Source organism: Deinococcus proteolyticus MRP, assembly GCF_000190555.1.
Classification (GTDB): domain Bacteria; phylum Deinococcota; class Deinococci; order Deinococcales; family Deinococcaceae; genus Deinococcus; species Deinococcus proteolyticus.
This window is the reverse complement of sequence record NC_015169.1, coordinates 68,175-87,317: the sequence shown is the minus strand read 5'-3', so window position 1 is coordinate 87,317 and position 19,143 is coordinate 68,175. Positions and strand designations below refer to the sequence as shown.

Below are 19,143 nucleotides of genomic sequence, written 5' to 3'. Positions count from 1 at the left end.
GGCCTGAGCGGCATGGACTCGCACAGCCACTTGCGGAATGCTAGGAACTTGAGCAGTGCGTGTGCCCCTCCCCGGCGGGGCACCCGGCCCAACGCCGCGCTGGCACACTGCACCCATGTCCAGTCCATCCTTGCGTACGCCGCAGCGGCTGACGGCCGCCGAGGCCGTATCCCGCCTCCGCCCCGGCGCACGGGTTGCCCTTTCGGGCAATGCCGCCACCCCCACCCCACTGCTACACGAACTGATGAACCAGGGCGAGCGCCTGCGCGGCAGCGAACTCTACTCGGTGCTGCTGATGGGCGAAAACCCTTTTCCCGACGCAGGCAGCCCTTTTCTGCGCCGGGCCCTGTTTATGGGGCCGGCCGACCGTCACGCCTACGGGCAGGGACAAGTGGATTACATCCCGGTGTTCCTTAAGGACATTCCGGAGCTGTTCACGTCGGGCTGGCTGCCGCTGGACGCTGCCATCGTACAGGTGTCGCCGCCTGACCGGCACGGCTTCGTCAGCCTGGGTACCGAGGTGGTGGGCATGCAGGCCGCAGCCCGTAAGGCCCCCCTCGTCATCGCGCTGGTCAATGCCCAGATGCCGCGCATGTACGGCGACTGTCACCTGCACCTGAGCGAACTGGACGTGCTGGTGGAAGACGACTTCGCACTGCCCGGCGCCCCCGCGCCTGCCCTGACGCCCGAAGAAATCCTGATAGGCCAGCACATTGCGGACCTGGTCCAAGACGGCGACACCCTGCAAATCGGTATCGGGGCCATTCCCGACGCGGCGCTGGCGGCCATGCACGGCAAAAAGGATCTGGGCCTGCACACCGAGCTGATCAGCACGTCTGTGATGCACGCGGTACAGGCCGGCATCATCACCGGGCGGCGCAAAACGGTCCATCCCGGCCAGATTACCGGCACGCTGATGCTGGGCACCCCGGAGCTGTACCGCTTTGCCGACCGCAACCCCATGATTCAGATGTACCCCAGCAACTACACCAACGACGTGAACCTGATTGCCCGCAACCACCGCATGACCGCCATCAACTCGGCCATCGAAATTGACCTGACCGGGCAGGTCTGCGCCGACTCGGTGGGCACCCGGATGGTGTCCGGCTTCGGCGGCCAGCTGGATTTCGTGCGCGGGGCCAGCGCCAGCGAGGGCGGGCGGGCCATCATGGCCGTGACCAGTACGGCGCAGGTGGGCGGCCGGGCGGTGTCGCGCATCGTGCCCACGCTGCAACCGGGCGCCGGTGTGGTGACCACCCGGGGCGACGTGCGCTACGTGGTGACGGAATATGGCGTGGCCGACCTGTACGGCCTCAGCCTCAGTGAGCGGGCGCAGGCACTGACGGCCATCGCCCACCCCGATTTCCGTGAGGAGCTGCGGGCCGCTGCCGAAGCCCGTGGCCTGCGCCCGCTGAGCGTGGCTCCGGGGCAGGCGGGCGGCTGAATTCGGCGCAGTGCGTATGAAACGTCAGCAGGCCAAGCTCCCGACCACCGGGCGCCTGGCCTGACACTGCGCCGCAGATCGGCTCAGCGAGTACGGGTCACCTTGTTCAGCAGCGGGGGCTGGTCGGGGTCGTTGCCGCGCTCCAGCGACAGGTGCGCTGCGAACAGGTAAAACGCCAGCGCTGTGGGAATGGGGTCGGTAAAGGGATGGCCGCTGGCCGGCACGGTAAGGTCACTTCCGGTGGCCGGGCCCAGGGTGCGCAGGTCGGCACCGTCCGCCTGCAGGGCGCGGTAAGCCTCGGCAGTGGCACCGGCAGCGGCGTCCTGCGAGGTCAGGCCCAGCAGCGGCACCCCCTCGGCAATCAGGCGCTTGGGACCGTGGCTGAACTCGGCCGCCGAGTAGGCTTCGGCGTGCAGGCCGCTGGTTTCTTTCATCTTCAGGGCCGCTTCCAGGCCCACCCCGAAATGCAGCCCCCGCGACAGCACGATCAGGTTCTCGGCAAAGCGGTAACGCTCCGCCAGTTCGCGGGCCTGGCCTTCCAGCTCCAACGTCTGCTCACACACCTGCGGCAGACGGTCCAGGCTGGCCCGCAGCCCGGCGTCGTCGGTCAGCTCAGCCAGCAGCGGCAGCAGCGCGTGGAGGCTGGCCAGATAGCTCTTGGTGGCCGCCACCGCCCGCTCGGGACCGCAGTGCAGCGGCAACACCCACTCGGCGGCCTGGGCCAGCTCGGAGTCTTCCACATTGACCAGCGCCACCGTCACGGCGCCGCTGCGGCGGGCGGCCTGCACCGTTTCCACCACGTCCGGGCTGGCCCCCGACTGCGAAATGGCGATGACCAGCGCCCCATCCAGGTTCAGTTCACGGCCATACACCGTCTGCACGCTGGGGCCCACGCTGCCCACCGGCAGGCCCAGCCCGATTTCCAGGGCGTACTTGATCACCCGGCCGGCGTGGTCGCTGCTGCCACGGGCAATGGTGACCGCATAGGCCGGCATCCGCTCCCGCAGGCGCGCAGCCAGGGCCTGGGTCACGGCGGAGTTGTTTTCACGCTGCTGGCGCAGCACCTGGGGAATCTCGCGGGTCTCGCGCAGCATCAGGGGTTCGGGGCGGGAAGCCCCAGCGTTCAGGGATTCGGTCATAACTCTCCTTACGGGGAAATGGGGGCCAGCGGCACCGGAGCCAGCTGCTGCCCACCGATATATACGCTCAGCACCTGCAACGTTTCGTCCAGCACCACCAGGTCGGCACGCTGACCGCCGCGCAGTTCGCCCCGGTCGGTGAGGCCCAGCGAACGGGCCGGGTGGGCCGACGCCATGCGGCTGGCCTCGTGCAGCGGGACGCCGGCCGCCACCGCGTTTCGCAGGGCCTGGTCCATCGTCAGTACGCTGCCGGCCAGGGTGCCGTCTGCCAGGGTGGCGCGGCCGCCACGCACGGTCACGCCCTGTCCGCCCAGCTCGCTTTCGCCGTCGCCCAGGCCAGCGGCCCGCATGGCGTCGGTAATCAGCATCACGCGGTCCGGGCAAGCCGCCCGCGCCAGCTGCAAGCTGAGGGGATGCACGTGTTGCAGGTCAAAAATCACTTCGGGAAAGACAGCCGGGTGGGCCAGCAGCGCCCCCGCTGGCCCCGGCTGCCGGCCCTCGATGCCGCCCATCGCATTGAACAGGTGGGTGGCAGCCAAGCGGCCAAGTGGGGCCAGCGCCTCCAGAAAGGCAGCAGTCGCCGGACCATCGGCGCGGGTGTGCCCCACCCCGATACGGACTCCGGCCCCGGCCAGCGTGTGTGCCGCCGCCGGCACGCCTGGCACTTCAGGAGCCAGGGTGACGGCGCGGACGCAGTCCAGCGCCAGCACCTCCTGCACCAGCTCCGGCGTAGGCTCCAGCGTACAGGGCGGCTGCGCCCCCAGGCGGCCCGGGCTGATAAAGGGGCCTTCCAGGTGGGCGCCCAGCACCTGCGCTGCACTGGGGGCCTGTCCCTGCGCACGCTGCTCGGCTTGCAGGCGCATCACGTCACGCACACCGCGCAGTGCGGCCAGCACCCGGTCCCAGGGGTTGGTCATGGTGGTGGGCAGCAGCGAGGTGGTGCCGCAGCGGGCGTGCAGCCGGGCCAAGGTCTGCACGCCCGCTGCGCCGTCCATCGTGTCGCCGCCGCCACCGCCATGCACATGGGTGTCGATGAAGCCGGGCAAAATATAGCGGCGCGGCCCCGTCTCCAGCGGCTCCGGCAGCGCGTCCACAGCCTCGATGGTGCCCCGGAAACTCAGGCGGCCGTACTGAATCCCGCCGGGCAGCACCAGCCAGCCGGCCAGCCCCAGTGGGGGGCCAGGCGGGAAGCCGGCGGGGGCCAGGGCCTCGCTCATTGGCTGGCAGTCGCCGGCGCGGCCACCGCTTCGCCGTACGCCCGGTGCACCAGGGCTTCCACCTCGGCGGCGGTGCCCAGGGTCAGCGCCTCGGCGGCCACCTCACGGGCCTGGGACAGGTCCAGGTTCAGGAGCTGTTCGCGCCGCGAAAGCAGCGCAGGAGCGCTCATGCTCAGCTCGGTCACGCCCATGCCCACCAGCAGCGGCATCGCCAGACGGTCGCCGGCCATCTCGCCGCACACGCCCACCCAGCGGCCGTGCTTGCGGGCGCCCTCGCAAGTCAGGGCAATCATCTTCAGCACGCTGGGGTTCAGCGGCTGATACAGACCCGACACCTGCTCGTTCATGCGGTCGGCGGCCATCGCATAGCCGATCAGGTCGTTACTGCCCACCGAGAAGAACTCGGCCTCGCGGGCAAAGGTTTCGGCCAGCACCGCAGCGGCGGGCACCTCAATCATCATGCCCAGCGGAATATGCTCGGCGACCGGCACGCCCTCGGCCTGCAACTTGGCGCGCTCCTCTTCCAGCAGGGCGCGGGCCTGGCGGAACTCCTCCAGGGTCGCCACCATCGGGAACATGATTTTGAGATTGCCGTGCGCGCTGGCCCGCAGCAGAGCACGCAGCTGCACCCGGAAGATGTCGGGCCGCGCCAGGCACAGCCGAATGGCCCGGAAGCCCAGGAAAGGGTTGTCCTCGGCAGGCAGGTTCAGATAGGACGCAGCCTTGTCTCCGCCGATGTCCAGCGTGCGGATAATGACCGGCTTTTCGCCCATACCTTCCAGCACCTGCCGGTAGGCGGCGAACTGCTCTTCCTCGGTGGGCAGGCGGTCCCCAGCCATATACAGGAATTCGGTGCGGTACAGCCCCACGCCCTCGGCGCCGTATTCCAGCGCAATCGGCAGGTCGCCGGGGCTGCCGATGTTGGCGGCCAGCTCAACGCGCTCGCCGTCGCGGGTGCGGCCCTCGGTGCCCACCAGTGCCAGCAGACGCTCGCGGCGTGCGGCATAGACCTGGGCGCGGCTCTGGGCTTCGGTCAGGGCACTTTCGCCCGGTTCCACCAGCACGCGGCCCAGTTCGCCGTCCACGATCAGCGGCGTGCCCGACTCTATGGTCAGCGCGGCCTCGCCGGCACCCACCACCGCCGGCAGCCCCAGCCCCCGCGCCATGATGGCCGAGTGACTGGTGCGCCCGCCCACCGCCGTGACGATGCCGCGCACCAGCTGGCGGTCCAGCGCAGCGGTGTCACTGGGGGTCAGGTCATGGGCCACCAGTACGGCGGGCTCGCGCAGGTCACCCAGCGAAGTCAGCGGACGGCCCAGCAGGTGCGCCAGCACGCGGTTGCGGACATCGCGCAGGTCGGCAGCCCGCTCGCGCATGTACTCGTCGTCCATCGTCTCAAACACGGCAATGAAGCTGTCGGAGACCTGGCTCAGCGCGGTTTCGGCGCTCTGGCCCTGCTGCAGCCCAGCGGCCACCTGCTCCAGCAGTTCGGGGTCGTCCAGCATCAGCAGGTGAGCGTCGAAAATCTCGGCGTGCTCTTCGCCCAGCTTCTCGGCAGTACGCTCCCGCACTTCGCTGAGCTCGGCGCGGCTTTTTTCCAGGGCCCCGGCAAAGCGGGCCTGCTGTTCGGCCGCGTCGGCTCCTTCGGTCTGCGCCTGAAAGGTCAGGTCCGGCGGGCGCAGCACGAAGGCCGGCCCGATACCCAGGCCCGGAGAAGCGGCAATCCCGGTCAGGCGGCGGGCCACATCCAGCGCGGTGGCTTCCTGCGCTGGGCTGCGGGTGCTGGCCTGCTCGTTGGGAAGCAGCTCAGGCACGCTGCGCCAGACCCTGGTCCACCAGCGCCTGCCCCACGGTATCCAGGGCCTGCTGGGCGTCATCGCCTTCGGCGCGCAGCGTAAAGGCACTGCCTTTGGTCAGGCCCATGCTCAGCACACTCATCAGGCTCTTGAGGTTCACGGCCTTCTCGCCGGCCACCAGCTTCAAGTCGGCCGCGAAGGGCGTGGCTGCCTTCACCACTGCCGAGGCGGGGCGGGCGTGCAGGCCGTGTTCGTCGGTCACGATAAAGTTCTGTTCCATCTGCCGAGCATAGCGCACCGGCCAGGGCGGCTCTGAGACGCATTACACACCCTGATCCACCGCCAGGAGCCAGGCAAAAACCCGGCCTCCACAGGGGAAGCCGGGTCAGGAGCCGATTGGGCCGGGTGATATGCGCTGCGAACTCGGGCGGTTCAGCCGCCACCGGTATCAGTGGATGCGGACCTGGCCTGCACCGTCCACTTCCACGCGCTGGCTGTCGTCCAGATTGGTAAACAGGACCGGCGTCACCAGGCTGGGCACCCGGCCGCGAATGGCGTCCAGGTCGGCGCGCAGCAGTGTCTGTCCGGCCGTGACACGGTCGCCCTGCTTGATCAGCGGGACAAAGCCCTCACCCTGCAGGTTCACGGTGTCGATACCCACATGGATCAGCACTTCCAGGCCGTTGTCGGCGCGCAGGCCGATGGCGTGATGGGTGGGGAACAGCGTCACCACTTCGCCGGTCACGGGGCTGCGCACTTCGCCGCTGTCGGGCTCGATGGCAAAGCCCTGACCCATCATGCCGCCGCTGAACACCTCGTCGGGCACGGCGCTCAGGGGCACCAGGCGGCCGCTCAGGGGCATCACCCAGTCGCGGGGCAGGCCAGGGTGCGAGGCACTGACCGGGTCCTGGGTGGGCACCGGCTGGGGTGCGGGGGCCGTGGCAGGAGCAGCGACCGGAGCGGCAACCGGCTGGCCCACCGCAGCGGGAGCGGCATCGGTGTATTCACCCTGGGCAATCACCTGCTGCATGGTTTCCTTGATGCGGTCGGAGCGGGTGCCGTACACGGCCTGCACCGAGTTGCCGACCTCCAGCACGCCGGCGGCGCCAAGCTGCTGCAAGCGGGCCTTGCTCACCTGCGACTTGTCGTTCACGGTCACGCGCAGGCGGGTAATGCAGGCGTCTAGGTTGGCGATGTTGGCCGGGCCACCGAAGGCGCGCAGGATTTCCACGGCTTCTTCGCGCTCGCCCGCCGGAACCACCACAGGACCAGCGGCAGCCGCAGCCACATCTTCGACTTCGCGGCCAGGGGTCGCCAGATTCATCTTGCGAATCAGGAAGCGGAACACCACGTAGTAGATCGCGGCAAAGGCGAGGCCGAACAGCGGCACCAGAATGGCGTTGGTGCTCTTGGGCCACAGCAACATGTAGTCGATAAAGCCGCCCGAGAAGGTAAAGCCGGCGTGGATATTGAACAGGTGCATCAGCGAGAAGCTCAGGCCGGTCATGGCAGCGTGGAACACGTACAGCACCGGAGCCACGAACATGAACGCGAACTCAATCGGCTCGGTGATACCGGTCAGAAAGGAGGTCAGCGCCGCCGACACCATGATGCCGCCCACAGCCGCCTTGCGCTCAGGCCGGGCTTCCTGATAGATGGCGAGCGCGGCGGCCGGCAGCGCGTAGCCCATGATGGGGAAAAAGCCGGTCATGAAGGTGCCGGCCGATTTGTCGCCGGCCAGGTAACGGGTCATGTCGCCCTGCACCACTTCGCCGGTCGCGGGGTTGGTCCAGTCGCCCGCGATGTACCAAAACGGCTGATACCAGATGTGGTGCAGACCGAACGGAATCAGCAGGCGGTTCACGAAACCGAACAGGCCGGCGGCCAGGGTGGGCTGCTCGTGCACAGCAAAGTTGGAAAAGGCGTTCAGTGCCTGCTGAATAGGCGGCCACAGGTAGGTGAGCGCAATCCCCAGGAAGATGGCCGAAGCGGCCGTCACGATCGGCACGAAGCGGCGGCCTGCGAAGAATCCCAGGAACTGAGGCAGCTGAATGTCCTTGTAGCGGTTGTACAGCCAGGACGCCAGAATCCCCATTATGATGCCGCCGAACACGCCGGTCTGCAGGGTGGGAATGCCCAGCACGTTGGCATAACCGCCCGGCTGCGCGGCCTTGGCGGCGTCGAAGGCGGCGGCGTCGCCCAGGCCCAGCCAGGCGCTCATGGTGGAGTTCATCACCAAGAAGCCCACCAGTGCGGCCAGAGCGGCCACGCCGGCGCCGCCGCTGAGGCCCACGGCCACACCCATGGCGAAGATGATAGGCAGGTTGCCGAAAATGACGTCGGAGGCGCCCACCATCAGCTTGCCCACGAAGTGCAGCCACTCGGGAATGGAGTTGTACCAGGTGTAGGACTGGTCGTTCAGGGCCGCGCCCAGGCCCAGCAGGATACCGGCAGCGGGCAGCACAGCCACCGGCAGCATCAGTGCCTTGCCGATTTCCTGCAGGCGGCTAAAGGCGCTCTTTTTCTGGCTGGGTGGGGGCGGGGCGGCAGAGGTCTGCGCCGTGGGGGTGTGGGTCATGACAGTTTCCTTTCAGGGCTGGAACTCAGGAACCAAGTTTTCCTGCAGCCCGCGAGAAGTGGATGGGTACCGACGTGCTCAGTATGCCTGGAAAGCCGCAGACACAGCAGTAAAGCCCGGGGAGAGGACAAGGGAGAAAAAGAGAGCTGTCAGAGCAGGGCCGTCTGAGATCACGTCACCCCCACGGGGAGGTGCCCGGAACTCTCTTGCGGCGCCAGTACTGCAGTGCGGCCAGGGCGCGTTTCTGGTCCTCCCCATACCCGTATTTACATACTGGTTTACATATTGGGAGGCTGGCCCCCGTCTCCTGTTTGCGGTCGCTGGACCAGCCTCCCAGGCCAGCCGTACTCGGAAGGCAAGAGGGGACCTGCGGCACGTAGTATCCCAAAAATGAACGTTATGTCAAGGGAGCGTCAGCCACCGCGCTTTCGCATTGGCGACAATTAAGCTTCCAAAACTTATGTAAGTGGGACTTTGTGACCTTCTCGCTTCACATCTGTTATGCAGGCGAATTCGGCTGCAATTTTTCTCATGTTGCTCAGAGAGTGAGGCAGCAAGATATGCGCCATGAAGAAGATTTTTCTGATGATGATGGCCAGCACCGCCCTGATGGCCTGCTCGCCCACCGACACCAAGACCACCACGAGCACCACCACCACCGAGGAAACCACCACCGCCGTGGCGAGCGACACCACCACTGAAGTCGCCAGCGATACCAGCACCGAAACGGTGACCAGCACTGACAGCAGCACCACCATGACCGAAGACATGGCCAGCGACGCCACCGTCAGCGGCACCATGGCCAACGACGACAACGCCAACGTGGCCGACGAAGTCGATATGGCCGCCGGCGACGGCATCGAAGGCAAGGTGGAAAGCTGGGACGCTACCGGCCGCACCTTCACCATGATGGAAGGCGACAAGAGCTACACCGTCATCGTGAACGACAACACGCAGTACATGGACGGCGACCAGGCCTGGGACGTGGACGGCTTCTACGGCGAAGACCGTATGGGCCAGGACATCGCCGTGGAAGGCGAGATCGACAGCGCCACCAACACCATCACCGCCACCAAGATCACCCGCTACTAAGCTCTACGCTTAGGCCCAGCGTTCAGAACCGTGCCCTCCGGTCTACCCGGGGGGCCTTTTGGTAGTGGCTGTACCAACGTGATCTACTGACAGGATGCCGGAGTGCCCAGCCTGTCAAAGCACACACACTGTCAAAAATGGGAAGGCCAAAAATGGCACCCAGACCTACTTATGTAAGGGTTGTGGCCGTCGTTTCCACCCGGAGGCCCGCCCTATAGCGCACAGTGAAGCGACCCGGCAACAAATTCTTGATGCTGTCCACGAGCGGATGAGTCTGAGAGGAGTACAGCGCGTCTTTGGTGTTCACCGCAACACCGTGATCCGGTGGATAAAAAAGGGGCCCGTGAAGTGATGCAGACTGGTACAGTCTGCATGACACCTCCAGAAGAAGTGGTCATTGAGCTGGATGAAATGTGGACCTTCGTTGCCAAGAAAAAACAGACGAGGTGGATCTGGATTGCCCTGGAGCGCAGCACCCGCAGGGTGCTGGCCTGGGTATTGGGTGACCGCAGTGAGCAAACAGCGTTCAAGCTCTGGGAACGCTTACCATTGTCCCTTGAGCAGCGACTGAAAGGGACGTTTTGCACCGATCTGTGGCGAGCCTACGATGAACCGCTCTTGGGGGTAAAGCGGCTAACCCGGAAGGGAGAAACGAATCATGTCGAACGATTGAACTGCACGCTGAGACAGCGGCTGGGTCGGCTTGTTCGTAAGTCGTTGTCTTTCTCGAAGACGGACGAAATGCTCGAAGCCAGCCTGACTCTGGCCTTCCACCGATACAACTTGTCACGTTGATGCAGCCACTACCGGCCTTTTCTTGGCTCTGGTTTCACAGCCGTTTCTGAGCTCATGCCATGCTGCTGGAGTCAGGCTGCAGTCTCTCTGCATCTGTCAGCTGATTGTCGCCCAGCCATTCCAAACGGTTGCTCTGTTCCGGTCTCTGCATAACGCACGCATAGTCTTCCCAACACTTACACTGACGGGAGATACAAGACTGGAGGCGACCATGACCCTGGACCAAACTCTGTCCGTTCCTACTTCTACTTGCAGGCTTCCGCACCCTGGCCGGGGAGTCGGCGTATGACGCTGCCTGCAGATCAGCCGAGCGCCTCCGCACCGGACCGCGCCCAGCGGCTGGCCGTCACGTTGTTTCCGGTCCTGGTGCTGCTCAGCGGGCTGCTGGGCTACCTGCTGCCAGGCACCTTCAGGCCGCTGGCTCCGCTGATTCCCTGGGGCCTGGGACTGATCATGTTTTTTATGGGAGCTACGCTCACACTGCCGGACTTTGCCCGCATTGCCCGGCAGCCGCTGATTGTCGCGGCCGGGGTGGCGGCCCAGTACGTCATCATGCCGCTGCTGGCCTGGGCCGTAGCGCGGGCGCTGAACCTGCCCCCCGAACTGGCCGCTGGGGTGATTCTGCTGGGCTGTGTCCCCGGAGGCACGGCGTCCAACGTGGTGACCTACCTGGCCCGCGGCGACGTGGCCCTGTCGGTGTCGCTGACCACGGCTTCGACCCTGCTGGCGCCCCTGATGACCCCGCTGCTGACACTGTGGCTGATGGGCGAGGCGACCGAGGTGGGGTTCACCACCCTGATGGTTTCTATCCTCAAGACGGTACTGCTGCCGGTCGTTCTGGGTGTGACGGTGCGGGTGTTCTTTGCGCGGGGCACCACAGCAGTGCAGCCGCTGCTGCCCTGGCTGTCTACAGCGGCCATCAGTCTGATTGTGGCGGTGATTGTGGGCGGTTCGGCCGAGCGGCTGGCGGCGGCGGGCCTGCTGGTGCTGGTCGCGGTGGTCCTGCACAACGGCCTGGGTCTGCTGCTGGGCTACCTGGTAGGCCGGATGATGGGCCTGAATGCCGCCGCGCAGCGTACGCTGGCGTTCGAGGTAGGAATGCAGAACTCAGGCCTGGCCGCCTCGCTGTCCACGCTGCACTTCTCGCCGCTGGCCGCTCTGCCTGCCGCTGTAGCAGCGGTGTGGCACAACCTCTCGGGAGCGGTGCTGGCTGCCAGCTTTGCACGCCAGCCGCTGCCGGAGGAACGACGCCCAGGCGGGACGCAGCGGATTTAGACCGGAGCAGCCGCTGGCCGCACGCCCCTCACAAGGCCCTGCTTACAGGGTTTCCGTTTACAGGGTTTCTGCCGGGCTCACCCCTTCCACCCAGCGCTGCCCGTCCTCCAGCTCTTCGAGCTTCCACACTGGAATCACGGCCTTGACATGCTCAATCAGCCAGTCGGTGGCTTCCAGGGCGGCGCGGCGGTGGGGGCTCCCCACTCCAATCACAATGCTGGCCTCGGCCGGTTGCAGGCGGCCCACGCGGTGAACCAGGTACACGGCCAGGTCACCGTCCTCGCCGCCGAAGCGCTGGCGGGCCTGGGCGGCGGCCTCATGCAGCACCTTCTGCGCCATGCTGGCGTACGCCTCGTACTCGATCAGGGTTACGGCCTGGCCCCGGTTGGGCGAGCGCACCGTGCCCACGAAGTAGCTCTGCGCGCCGTAGCGGGGACGCACCAGAAACTGCTCGGCCGCCTGCAGGCTTAGCGGCTCGGCAGTCACCTCGGCAAACGTCAGCGGGCCGGAATCCGGCTCGCCTGAGCCGCCGGCCACGGGCGGCAGGAATGCCACCTCGTCCCCGGCCTGCAGGGCAGTGCTGGGCGCGGCGTAGTTCTCATTCACGGCGGCCATACAGCCGCTCAGGTCCAGGCCATGCTGCTCTTGCAGCTGCCGCGCCAGGTCGCGCACGGTGGCTCCGGCCGGCAGCTGCACGCTGAACTCGGGCTGCGGCACCTGGCGGCTGAGATGGGCGAACAGCAGCACCTGAACGGTCAGTGGCGTGGTCATGGCAGGCATTGTAGGGGGCGCAGGCCCCACAACCTGTAACGCCAAACAGACCTGTGACAGAGTCGTGCGGCCCCCCTTTGTATAAAGGCAGCATGAGATGGATGGTTGGACTGTTGACGGCGGGCCTGGTGGCCCTCGGCGGCGCCCAGGCCCAGACGGCGACCACGCCGGGCCAGGTGGCCCCGGTGCAGCGCGGCTGGAACTCCTGCGCTCCACACGAACGCGGGCAACTGGTGTACAGCGCCGGTCGCCGGCAGATTCTGATTCCACAGGAGTATTCCACTTGGCTGCGGCAGTATGCCCAGGCCGAAGGCGTCCCCGCAACGCTGCTGTTTTCCCTGGTGTGGCACGAGTCGGGCTTTTGCCAGAACGCCATTTCGCACGCCGGCGCCGTGGGCCTGGGTCAGCTGATGCCTGCCACCGCCCGCGGCCTGGGGGTCAACCCCTACAACGCCCAGCAGAACCTGTGGGGCACGGCCCGCTACCTGCGCCAGCAGTACCAGCGCTTCGGGCGCATCGAGCTGGCGCTGGCCGCCTACAACGCCGGCCCCGGCCGGGTGGCCGCCTGCGGCTGCGTGCCTGAAATTACGGAGACCCGCAACTACGTGAACAACATCGTGCGGATGTACCGCTCCTTCGGCTGAGCGAAGAGGGTTATTCCGCGTCCTAGCGGCCCGGCACCTGGGGCGGTGTGCCCCGGAACACGTCGCGGCCTTCCGGCGCGTCCAGCGTGACCCGTTTCCCCGTGCGGGCCGCCTCGTAGATGGCCGCCATCAGGCGCTGGTCCTGCAGGCCCTCCTCACCGGGGGTCCAGGGCTGCGCCCCACTGCGGATGCAGGCGGCGAAGTGGTCCATTTCCAGCGAGAACTGATCGTATGCGGGGAAGTCCGGTTGCTGACGGCCCTCTGCGGTGGTCACGGTCAGGCAGAGGTCGCTGTACTGGAAAGCCGGGTCCATCGCTGCGCGCCCCTGCTCGCCCAGCACACGCAGGGCGTTCACGTCGAGCGCCGCGTAGCTGGCCTGACAGTCGGCCAGCACGCCGCCCGCAAAGCCCAGGCGAAAGCTGACGCTGCGCTCCACCTCGCGGAAGCGGGGGTCGTCCTGCGGCTGGTCGAGGGCCGCCTCCACCCACTGCGGTTCCCGACCCAGCACGAAGCGCGCCGTATTCAGGCAGTACAGCCCGATATCGGGCAGCGGGCCGCCGCCGGCCAGCTTGCGGTCCAGCCGCCAGGCGCCCCGGTCCTCTTCCACATGCGAGTGGACCAGGTTCAGCAGCCGCACCGGCCCCAGCTGCCCCGACTGCACCGCGTCACGCACCGCCCAGTGCTCGGGGGTGTACTGACAGCGGTAGGCCGTCATCAGCAGCACACCGGCGTCGCGGCAGGCCTGCACCATCGCTTCCGCGTCCTCGGGCGTGCTTGCCAGCGGCTTTTCGCACAGCACATGTTTGCCCATGCGGGCGGCCTGCTCCACGTACTCGCGGTGCAGGGCGTTGGGCAGCACGATGTACACCGCCTGAACATCGTCCCGGTCGGCCAGCTTCCCGAAGTCCTCGTAGGCGTAGATGTCTTCCGGGCGTAGCGGCGAGATGCCGGAGACTTCCGGCTTGTCCTCGGCGCCCGTCACCAAGGCGGCCAGGTAAGCGTGCTCGCTTTCGCGCACGGCGGGAATCAGTTCGTCCTTGGTCAGCTGGCCCACGCCCACGATGGCGTACCCGACGCGGCCTGGCTGCGGTTGGCTGGATGCAGTCATGAAACCAGCCTAGGGGCGGCGGGCCGCGTGCCCGGCCCAGTTTCATTGACATTCCCTTGAGAAAAGTCCCGTGTAGGGCGAAGCTTCATCCGCCTGAGCACAGGGAGGCGCATGGTGGGAAGGTGAATAGACCCTCTTCCCCTTTCGCCTCTTTCTGGATGGGCGGGTTCGAGTGCAGCACCCACCGCCTGCGCTCCGGGCGGCGGGTAGACGTGATTGACGCCACCGCCCACGACCGGCTGGCCGCCCAGGATTACGCGGCCCTGCAGAGCCTGGGCCTGAGCACCGTGCGCGACGGCCTGCGCTGGGCGCTGATTGAGCGGCGGCCCGGCGAGTACGACTTCAGCTCGGCGGAAGCTCAGGTGCAGGCCGCTCAGGAGAGCGGGGTGCAGGTGGCCTGGGACCTGCTGCACTACGGTTACCCGGACTTTCTGGACCCCTACTCGCCCGAATTTGCCCCGGCCTTTGCGGCCTACGCGCGGGCGGCGGGCGAGTTTCTGGCGCGGCACACCACAGGCCCGCTGTGGGTGTGCCCGGTCAACGAAATTTCCTTTTTCGCCTGGGCGGGCGGCGAGGTGGGAGACTTTGCCCCGTTCGCCCACGGGCGCGGACACGAGCTGAAACGCCAGCTGGCCGGCGCCGCCATTGCCGCCATGCGGGCGCTGCGTGAAGTGCTGCCGCAGGTGAGATTTCTGCTGGCCGAGCCGCTGATTACCGTGCACCGCGACCCGCAGCGCCCACAGGAATGGGCGGACGCCGACGGCTTTCACGCTTCGCAGTTCGAGGCGCTGGACATGCTGCTGGGCCGGCTGTACCCCGAGCTGGGCGGCTCGCCGGACCTGGTCGATGCCCTGGGCATGAACTACTACCCGGTCAACCAGTGGGTGCACCACCCGCAGCACGGGCGCAGGCGGGTGCTGGAGCCGGCCGACCCCGAGTACCGGCCCCTGCATGAGCTGCTGGCCGAAGTACACGGGCGCTACGGCTTGCCGCTGCTGCTGACCGAAACCGGCACCGAAGGGCCGGCGCGGGCGGCCTGGCTGCGCTGGGTGGCCTACGAGGCGCTCACGGCGCGGGCACAGGGCGTACCGGTGCTGGGCGTGTGCCTTTATCCGGTGGTGAACCATCCCGGCTGGGCAGACGACCGCCACTGTCCCAACGGCCTGCTGGACTACCCCGGTACGGCGGACCAGGCGGGTGGACGCGCCGCCGACCCTTCCCTGGCCGCCGCGCTGCGTGAGGTGCAGCGCTGGGAAAGCGGGGAGCTCCCGGCGCAGGCTCCGCCGCCGCCCAGCGAACCGCTCACGCTGGGAGCAGTGCTGGACCGGCTGGCGCTGGCTGCCCCCACCATCCTGGCCGAGGCCCCGCTGCGCCACGCCGACGGGGGCTTTCCTGCCGAGTCGTTCGCGGCCCTGCGGCGACATGGACTGCTGCGGGCGGGGCTGCCGGGCGGCCTGGGCTACAGCCTACGCGGCCCTGAACTGCTGGAACTGCTGCGGGCGGTGGGGCGCCTCAGCCTGCCGGTGGCGCGGCTGTACGAGGGTCACCTGAACGCCCTGGGACTCCTGGAGCGCTACGGCACAGCGCGGCAGCTGGCCGAGGCGGCCGCCAGCGGCGCGGTGCTGGGCGTGTGGAACACCGAGGAGGGCGCGGGCCTGCGGGCGCAGCGCACCCCGGACGGCTGGCAGCTGGAGGGCAACAAGACCTTTACGTCGGGCGCGCAGTTTGTCCGGCCGCTGCTCCCCGCCGAAACAGAGGAAGGCCGGCTGATGCTGCTGGCCCCGGCTCCGCTCCCGCCGGAGCGCTTTGACCACGCCTTCTGGCAGCCGCTGGGCATGCGGGCCAGCGTGAGTGCGCGGGCCGAGTTGAGCGGCCTGAGCTTGCCACCCGGCAGCGAGGTGGGAGTGGGCGGCGACTATTACCAGCAGCCGGACTTCAGCGGCGGGGCCCTGCGGTTTCTGGCCGCGCAGCTGGGCGGGGCCGAAGCGGTCCTGGCCGCTGCCCGCGGGGTACTGGCCCGGCTGGGCCGCCACGAAGACGACGTGCAGCGCCTGCGCTTTGCCGAGGCGGCGGCCGGCGTGGAGGCCGCCTGGCAAACGGTGCTGGAGGGCGAGCGGTGGCTGGCCCGGCAAGGAGCAGGAGCACTGGACTATGTGGCCCTGTGCCGAGTGGTGGCTGAAGACGCCTGCCTGCGCGCCTGCGAGGCCGCCGAGCGAGCCGTGGGCGCACGCGGCCTCCTGGCTCCCCACGACCCGGAGCGGCTGATCCGCGACCTGCGCCACTACCTGCGCCAGCCGGCCCCCGACGCGGCCCGTCTGCAGGTGGGAGCCGCGACTTTGGCTGAGGGGTTTGGCGGATGGAGCTGAAGGCCAGCCCGGCCGCGCTAGACCCGGCCCGCCTGCCCGGCCCGGTCTGGGTGGTGGCCCCCCACCCGGACGACGAGGCGCTGGGCTGCGGCGCCCTCCTCGCCGCCCTGAGCAACCTGGGCACGGAAGTCTGGGCACTGCTGCTGACCGACGGCGGATTCTCGCACCCGGATTCGCGGGAATACCCCCGCGAGCGGCTGGCAGCCACCCGGCTGGACGAGTGGCGCACCGGGCTGGCAACGCTGGGCGTGCCGCCGGAAAGGACGCGGGCGCTGGGCTTTCCGGACGGAGCACTGGCCGGCGTGCCCGCGCCGGCAGTGACGCAGGCCGTGCAGCGGGCGTTCACGGCGTCCCCGCCCGCGCTGGTGCTGCTGCCCTGGCGCCGTGACCCGCATCCTGACCACCGGGCCGCCTGGGCGCCGGTCTGTGCAGCGACGGACGCAGCAGTGCTGGGCTACTCGGTGTGGCTGACCGAGCGCGGCGCGGAACCGGACTGGCCTGCTGCTGCCGAGGCGACCGCACTCACCTTTGCCACCGGGCCCTACGCCGCCTGCAAAGCGGCCGCCATCGCCGCGCACGCCACGCAGCTGGGCGCCATCACCGACGACCCCGGCGGCTTCACGCTGGCGCCGGAGATGGTGGCCCGCGCCGTGGCCGGGCCGGAGCTCTATTTCAGGCCGGCGGACCCGCGTCCAGCCTGACCCGTGGCTGCGGGCAGAGGGTCGCCACCAGCAGCGCCTTGATGGTGTGGAGCCGGTTTTCCGACTGGTCGAACACCACGCTGGCCGGCGACTCGAACACCTCGTCGGTCACTTCCAGGCCGCCCGACAGGTGCGGATGCTGGCGCATCAGCTCGGCGCCCAGGCGGGTGGCGGCGTTGTGAAAGGCCGGCAGGCAGTGCATGAACCGGACGTCCGGGTTCTGCGCGGCAGCCATCACGGCGCTGTTCACCTGATAGGGCAGCAGCCGCCCGATGCGTTCGCCCCAGGTTTCCACCGGCTCGCCCATACTGACCCACACGTCGGTGTGGATAAAGTCGGCGCCGCGCACCGCCTCCGCCACGTCCTCGGTCAGGGTCAGGCGGGCGCCGCTCTGCGTGGCAAACTCGCGGCAGCGGGCCACGTGGGCGTCTTCGGGCCACAGGTCACGGGGCGCGGCAATCCGCACGTCCATACCCAGCTTGGCCCCCAGCAGCAGCAGCGAATTGCCCATGTTGTTACGGGCGTCCCCCAGGTAAGCATAGGCGATGTCGCCGGCCGGGCCGGGTCTGTGCTCCAGCATGGTCAGCATGTCCGCGAACATCTGGGTGGGGTGAAAGTCGTCGGTGAGCGCGTTGTAGACCGGCACCCCGGCGTGGTCTGCCAACTCCTGCACGGTGCGCTGCAGCCGGCCCCGGTACATGATGCCGTCGTACATCCGGCCCAGCACCCGCGCTGTATCTTTATTGGATTCTTTGCTGTAAATATGCGAACCCTGACTGTCCAGATATACCGCGTGCCCGCCCTGGTCCAGCATTCCCAGCTCAAAGGCGCTGCGGGTACGGGTAGACCCCTTCTCGAAAATCATCGCCAGGTTGCGGCCGTGCAGATTGGGATATTCCTGCCTTTCTCGGCGGGCCCCTTTCAGCTGGGCGGCCAGGTCCAGCACGCCCAGGATGTCCTCGGCACTCCAGTCCAGCAGGCTCAGCAGATGGCGTCCATAAAGAGAAGAGGTCTTCACCGCATCGGTCATTGCAAGATTATACATACGGCGGCCGGATGAGCAACCCGCACCTCGTCCGCCGGCCGGGGGCGGGACCGCCGATTGACAAGTGAGCGACACGAAGCATAAGCTGACGCAACAGATGTACGTTTTCTCGCACCATCACGTGAGTTAGCCACGTCCCCGAAGTGGGAAGGTGGCAACTTGATGGTGCCTTCCACTTCTCTAAAGCGCAGAACTCCCCCGGAAGCCACCACAGCGGTTCTCCGGGGGAGTTCTGCAGTGGGACCGCACATGACTCAGCTTCCTCCCTTCCCGGACTCCGGCCGTCTGCCCCGCCTGAAAATCGCCATGCAGAAATCCGGCCGTCTGAGCGACGATACCCTCAAGCTGCTGCGGGCCTGTGGCGTCCGCTTCAACCTGCACGAAGCGCGGCTGATGGCCCACGCCGAGGACTGGCCGCTGGACCTGCTGCGCGTGCGCGACGACGACATTCCGGGCCTGGTCATGGACGGCGCCGCCGACCTGGGTGTGGTGGGCGAGAACGTGTTGGAAGAAGCGCGGCTGGAGCGCGAGGTGGCAGGCAGCCCTGCCGAATACCGGCTGCTGCGCCCCCTGGACTTCGGGCACTGCCGCCTGAGCATCGCAGGCCGCGCCGAGGAGGACCGCGCTGCGCCGCTGGACGGCAAACGCATCGCCACCTCCTACCCCTACCTTCTGCGAAGCTGGCTGAAGCGTGAAGGCATTCAGGCCACACCGGTGATGCTCACGGGCTCCGTGGAGGTGGCGCCCCGCGCCGGACTGGCCGACGCCATCTGCGACCTGGTCAGCACCGGGGGCACCCTGGAAGCCAACGGCCTGCGCGAACGCGAGGTGATTTTCCGCTCGCAGGCCCAGCTGATTGCCCGCCCCGGTGCGCTGGACGCAGGTCAGCAAGCCACGCTGGAGCGGCTGCTGCGCCGGCTGGACGGGGTGCAGCAGGCCCGCGAAAGCAAATACATCATGCTGCACGCCCCGGTAGGCCGCCTGGAAGAGGTGACGGCCCTGCTGCCTGCCGCACACCCCACCGTGCTGCGCCTGGGCCACACCGACGCCGAAGTGGCGGTCCACGCAGTAAGCACCGAGAACCTGTTCTGGGAGACGATGGAAGATTTGCGCGAACTGGGCTGCTCCAACATCCTGGTGCTGCCCATCGAGAAGATGCTGTGACCCGCCCC

Annotated in this window: 16 protein-coding genes; 8 read left to right on the top strand and 8 right to left on the bottom strand. The window is 67.7% G+C overall.

Annotated features, from left to right (window positions below):
* Positions 1-115: 115 nt before the first annotated feature.
* The gene (locus DEIPR_RS10640; RefSeq protein ID WP_013622961.1) at positions 116-1,444 is read left to right on the top strand and encodes an acetyl-CoA hydrolase/transferase family protein; all 1,329 of its coding nucleotides are present in this window, start codon (positions 116-118) and stop codon (positions 1,442-1,444) included.
* Positions 1,445-1,527: 83 nt separating this feature from the next.
* On the opposite strand, the gene DEIPR_RS10635 is transcribed toward DEIPR_RS10640, so the two are convergent.
* From DEIPR_RS10635 to ptsG, 5 genes are all read right to left on the bottom strand, one after another.
* Entirely contained in the window at positions 1,528-2,583 is a 1,056-nt protein-coding gene (locus tag DEIPR_RS10635; RefSeq protein ID WP_013622960.1) for an SIS domain-containing protein, read from the bottom strand.
* Between the two features lie 8 nt (positions 2,584-2,591).
* Positions 2,592-3,800 carry an N-acetylglucosamine-6-phosphate deacetylase gene (nagA, locus tag DEIPR_RS10630; RefSeq protein ID WP_013622959.1) on the bottom strand — a complete coding sequence of 403 codons (1,209 nt, stop codon included), beginning with the start codon at positions 3,798-3,800 and terminating at the stop codon, positions 2,592-2,594.
* Positions 3,797-5,614 (bottom strand): phosphoenolpyruvate--protein phosphotransferase, encoded by a 1,818-nt coding sequence (gene ptsP / locus DEIPR_RS10625; protein WP_013622958.1) that lies wholly within the window; start codon positions 5,612-5,614, stop codon positions 3,797-3,799. The genes nagA and ptsP overlap by 4 nt, the downstream gene beginning before the upstream one ends.
* Positions 5,607-5,876 carry an HPr family phosphocarrier protein gene (locus DEIPR_RS10620; protein WP_013622957.1) on the bottom strand — a complete coding sequence of 90 codons (270 nt, stop codon included), beginning with the start codon at positions 5,874-5,876 and terminating at the stop codon, positions 5,607-5,609. The genes ptsP and DEIPR_RS10620 overlap by 8 nt, the downstream gene beginning before the upstream one ends.
* A 168-nt stretch (positions 5,877-6,044) precedes the next feature.
* Positions 6,045-8,174 (bottom strand): glucose-specific PTS transporter subunit IIBC, encoded by a 2,130-nt coding sequence (ptsG, locus tag DEIPR_RS10615; RefSeq protein WP_013622956.1) that lies wholly within the window; start codon positions 8,172-8,174, stop codon positions 6,045-6,047.
* Positions 8,175-8,741: 567 nt separating this feature from the next.
* Between ptsG and DEIPR_RS10610 the strand changes: the two genes are divergently transcribed.
* From DEIPR_RS10610 to DEIPR_RS10600, 3 genes are all read left to right on the top strand, one after another.
* The gene (locus DEIPR_RS10610; RefSeq protein ID WP_013622955.1) at positions 8,742-9,266 is read left to right on the top strand and encodes a hypothetical protein; all 525 of its coding nucleotides are present in this window, start codon (positions 8,742-8,744) and stop codon (positions 9,264-9,266) included.
* Between the two features lie 94 nt (positions 9,267-9,360).
* Positions 9,361-10,061 (top strand): IS1 family transposase gene (locus tag DEIPR_RS10605; protein WP_148231767.1). Its coding sequence is split into 2 segments (ribosomal slippage): positions 9,361-9,595 and positions 9,595-10,061, totalling 702 coding nucleotides; the frame shifts between segments, so codons are not numbered across the junction.
* Positions 10,062-10,346: 285 nt separating this feature from the next.
* Positions 10,347-11,336: a bile acid:sodium symporter family protein gene (locus tag DEIPR_RS10600; protein ID WP_013622954.1), complete on the top strand. Its 990-nt coding sequence runs from the start codon at positions 10,347-10,349 to the stop codon at positions 11,334-11,336.
* 57 nt (positions 11,337-11,393) lie between these two features.
* Here the strand turns inward: DEIPR_RS10600 and moaD are convergent, their stop codons facing one another.
* Positions 11,394-12,107: a molybdopterin converting factor subunit 1 gene (gene moaD / locus DEIPR_RS10595; RefSeq protein ID WP_013622953.1), complete on the bottom strand. Its 714-nt coding sequence runs from the start codon at positions 12,105-12,107 to the stop codon at positions 11,394-11,396.
* A 92-nt stretch (positions 12,108-12,199) separates the two neighbouring features.
* On the opposite strand from moaD, the gene DEIPR_RS10590 reads away from it, so the two are divergent.
* Positions 12,200-12,751, top strand: coding sequence for a lytic transglycosylase domain-containing protein (locus DEIPR_RS10590; protein ID WP_013622952.1), 552 nt, complete (start codon positions 12,200-12,202; stop codon positions 12,749-12,751).
* 22 nt (positions 12,752-12,773) lie between these two features.
* On the opposite strand, the gene DEIPR_RS10585 is transcribed toward DEIPR_RS10590, so the two are convergent.
* Positions 12,774-13,859: a Gfo/Idh/MocA family protein gene (locus tag DEIPR_RS10585; protein ID WP_013622951.1), complete on the bottom strand. Its 1,086-nt coding sequence runs from the start codon at positions 13,857-13,859 to the stop codon at positions 12,774-12,776.
* A gap of 122 nt (positions 13,860-13,981) precedes the next feature.
* Between DEIPR_RS10585 and DEIPR_RS14345 the strand changes: the two genes are divergently transcribed.
* Both DEIPR_RS14345 and DEIPR_RS10575 read left to right on the top strand, forming a co-directional pair.
* A complete protein-coding gene (locus DEIPR_RS14345; RefSeq protein WP_013622950.1) occupies positions 13,982-16,225 on the top strand; it encodes an acyl-CoA dehydrogenase family protein in 2,244 nt (747 codons plus the stop codon).
* Positions 16,216-16,926, top strand: a complete 711-nt coding sequence (locus tag DEIPR_RS10575; protein ID WP_013622949.1) for a PIG-L deacetylase family protein — start codon at positions 16,216-16,218, stop codon at positions 16,924-16,926. The genes DEIPR_RS14345 and DEIPR_RS10575 overlap by 10 nt, the downstream gene beginning before the upstream one ends.
* Here the strand turns inward: DEIPR_RS10575 and argF are convergent.
* The gene (argF, locus tag DEIPR_RS10570; protein ID WP_013622948.1) at positions 16,898-17,956 is read right to left on the bottom strand and encodes an ornithine carbamoyltransferase; all 1,059 of its coding nucleotides are present in this window, start codon (positions 17,954-17,956) and stop codon (positions 16,898-16,900) included. The two genes, DEIPR_RS10575 and argF, sit on opposite strands and share 29 nt — an antisense overlap.
* Positions 17,957-18,220: 264 nt before the next feature.
* Here argF and hisG point away from each other — a divergent pair, with 264 nt between their 5' ends.
* The gene (hisG, locus tag DEIPR_RS10565) at positions 18,221-19,135 is read left to right on the top strand and encodes an ATP phosphoribosyltransferase (RefSeq protein ID WP_013622947.1); all 915 of its coding nucleotides are present in this window, start codon (positions 18,221-18,223) and stop codon (positions 19,133-19,135) included.
* Positions 19,136-19,143: the final 8 nt, after the last annotated feature.

What these genes read in the sequence shown, in the direction of transcription:
- DEIPR_RS10640 (WP_013622961.1), top strand. Translation starts at nt 116, where the DNA reads ATGTCCAGTCCATCCTTGCGTACGCCGCAGCGGCTGACGGCCGCCGAG.
- DEIPR_RS10635 (WP_013622960.1), bottom strand. Translation starts at nt 2,583, where the DNA reads ATGACCGAATCCCTGAACGCTGGGGCTTCCCGCCCCGAACCCCTGATG.
- nagA (WP_013622959.1), bottom strand. Translation starts at nt 3,800, where the DNA reads ATGAGCGAGGCCCTGGCCCCCGCCGGCTTCCCGCCTGGCCCCCCACTG.
- DEIPR_RS10620 (WP_013622957.1), bottom strand. Translation starts at nt 5,876, where the DNA reads ATGGAACAGAACTTTATCGTGACCGACGAACACGGCCTGCACGCCCGC.
- ptsG (WP_013622956.1), bottom strand. Translation starts at nt 8,174, where the DNA reads ATGACCCACACCCCCACGGCGCAGACCTCTGCCGCCCCGCCCCCACCC.
- DEIPR_RS10610 (WP_013622955.1), top strand. Translation starts at nt 8,742, where the DNA reads ATGAAGAAGATTTTTCTGATGATGATGGCCAGCACCGCCCTGATGGCC.
- DEIPR_RS10600 (WP_013622954.1), top strand. Translation starts at nt 10,347, where the DNA reads ATGACGCTGCCTGCAGATCAGCCGAGCGCCTCCGCACCGGACCGCGCC.
- moaD (WP_013622953.1), bottom strand. Translation starts at nt 12,107, where the DNA reads ATGACCACGCCACTGACCGTTCAGGTGCTGCTGTTCGCCCATCTCAGC.
- DEIPR_RS10590 (WP_013622952.1), top strand. Translation starts at nt 12,200, where the DNA reads ATGAGATGGATGGTTGGACTGTTGACGGCGGGCCTGGTGGCCCTCGGC.
- DEIPR_RS10585 (WP_013622951.1), bottom strand. Translation starts at nt 13,859, where the DNA reads ATGACTGCATCCAGCCAACCGCAGCCAGGCCGCGTCGGGTACGCCATC.
- DEIPR_RS10575 (WP_013622949.1), top strand. Translation starts at nt 16,216, where the DNA reads ATGGAGCTGAAGGCCAGCCCGGCCGCGCTAGACCCGGCCCGCCTGCCC.
- argF (WP_013622948.1), bottom strand. Translation starts at nt 17,956, where the DNA reads ATGACCGATGCGGTGAAGACCTCTTCTCTTTATGGACGCCATCTGCTG.
- hisG (WP_013622947.1), top strand. Translation starts at nt 18,221, where the DNA reads ATGACTCAGCTTCCTCCCTTCCCGGACTCCGGCCGTCTGCCCCGCCTG.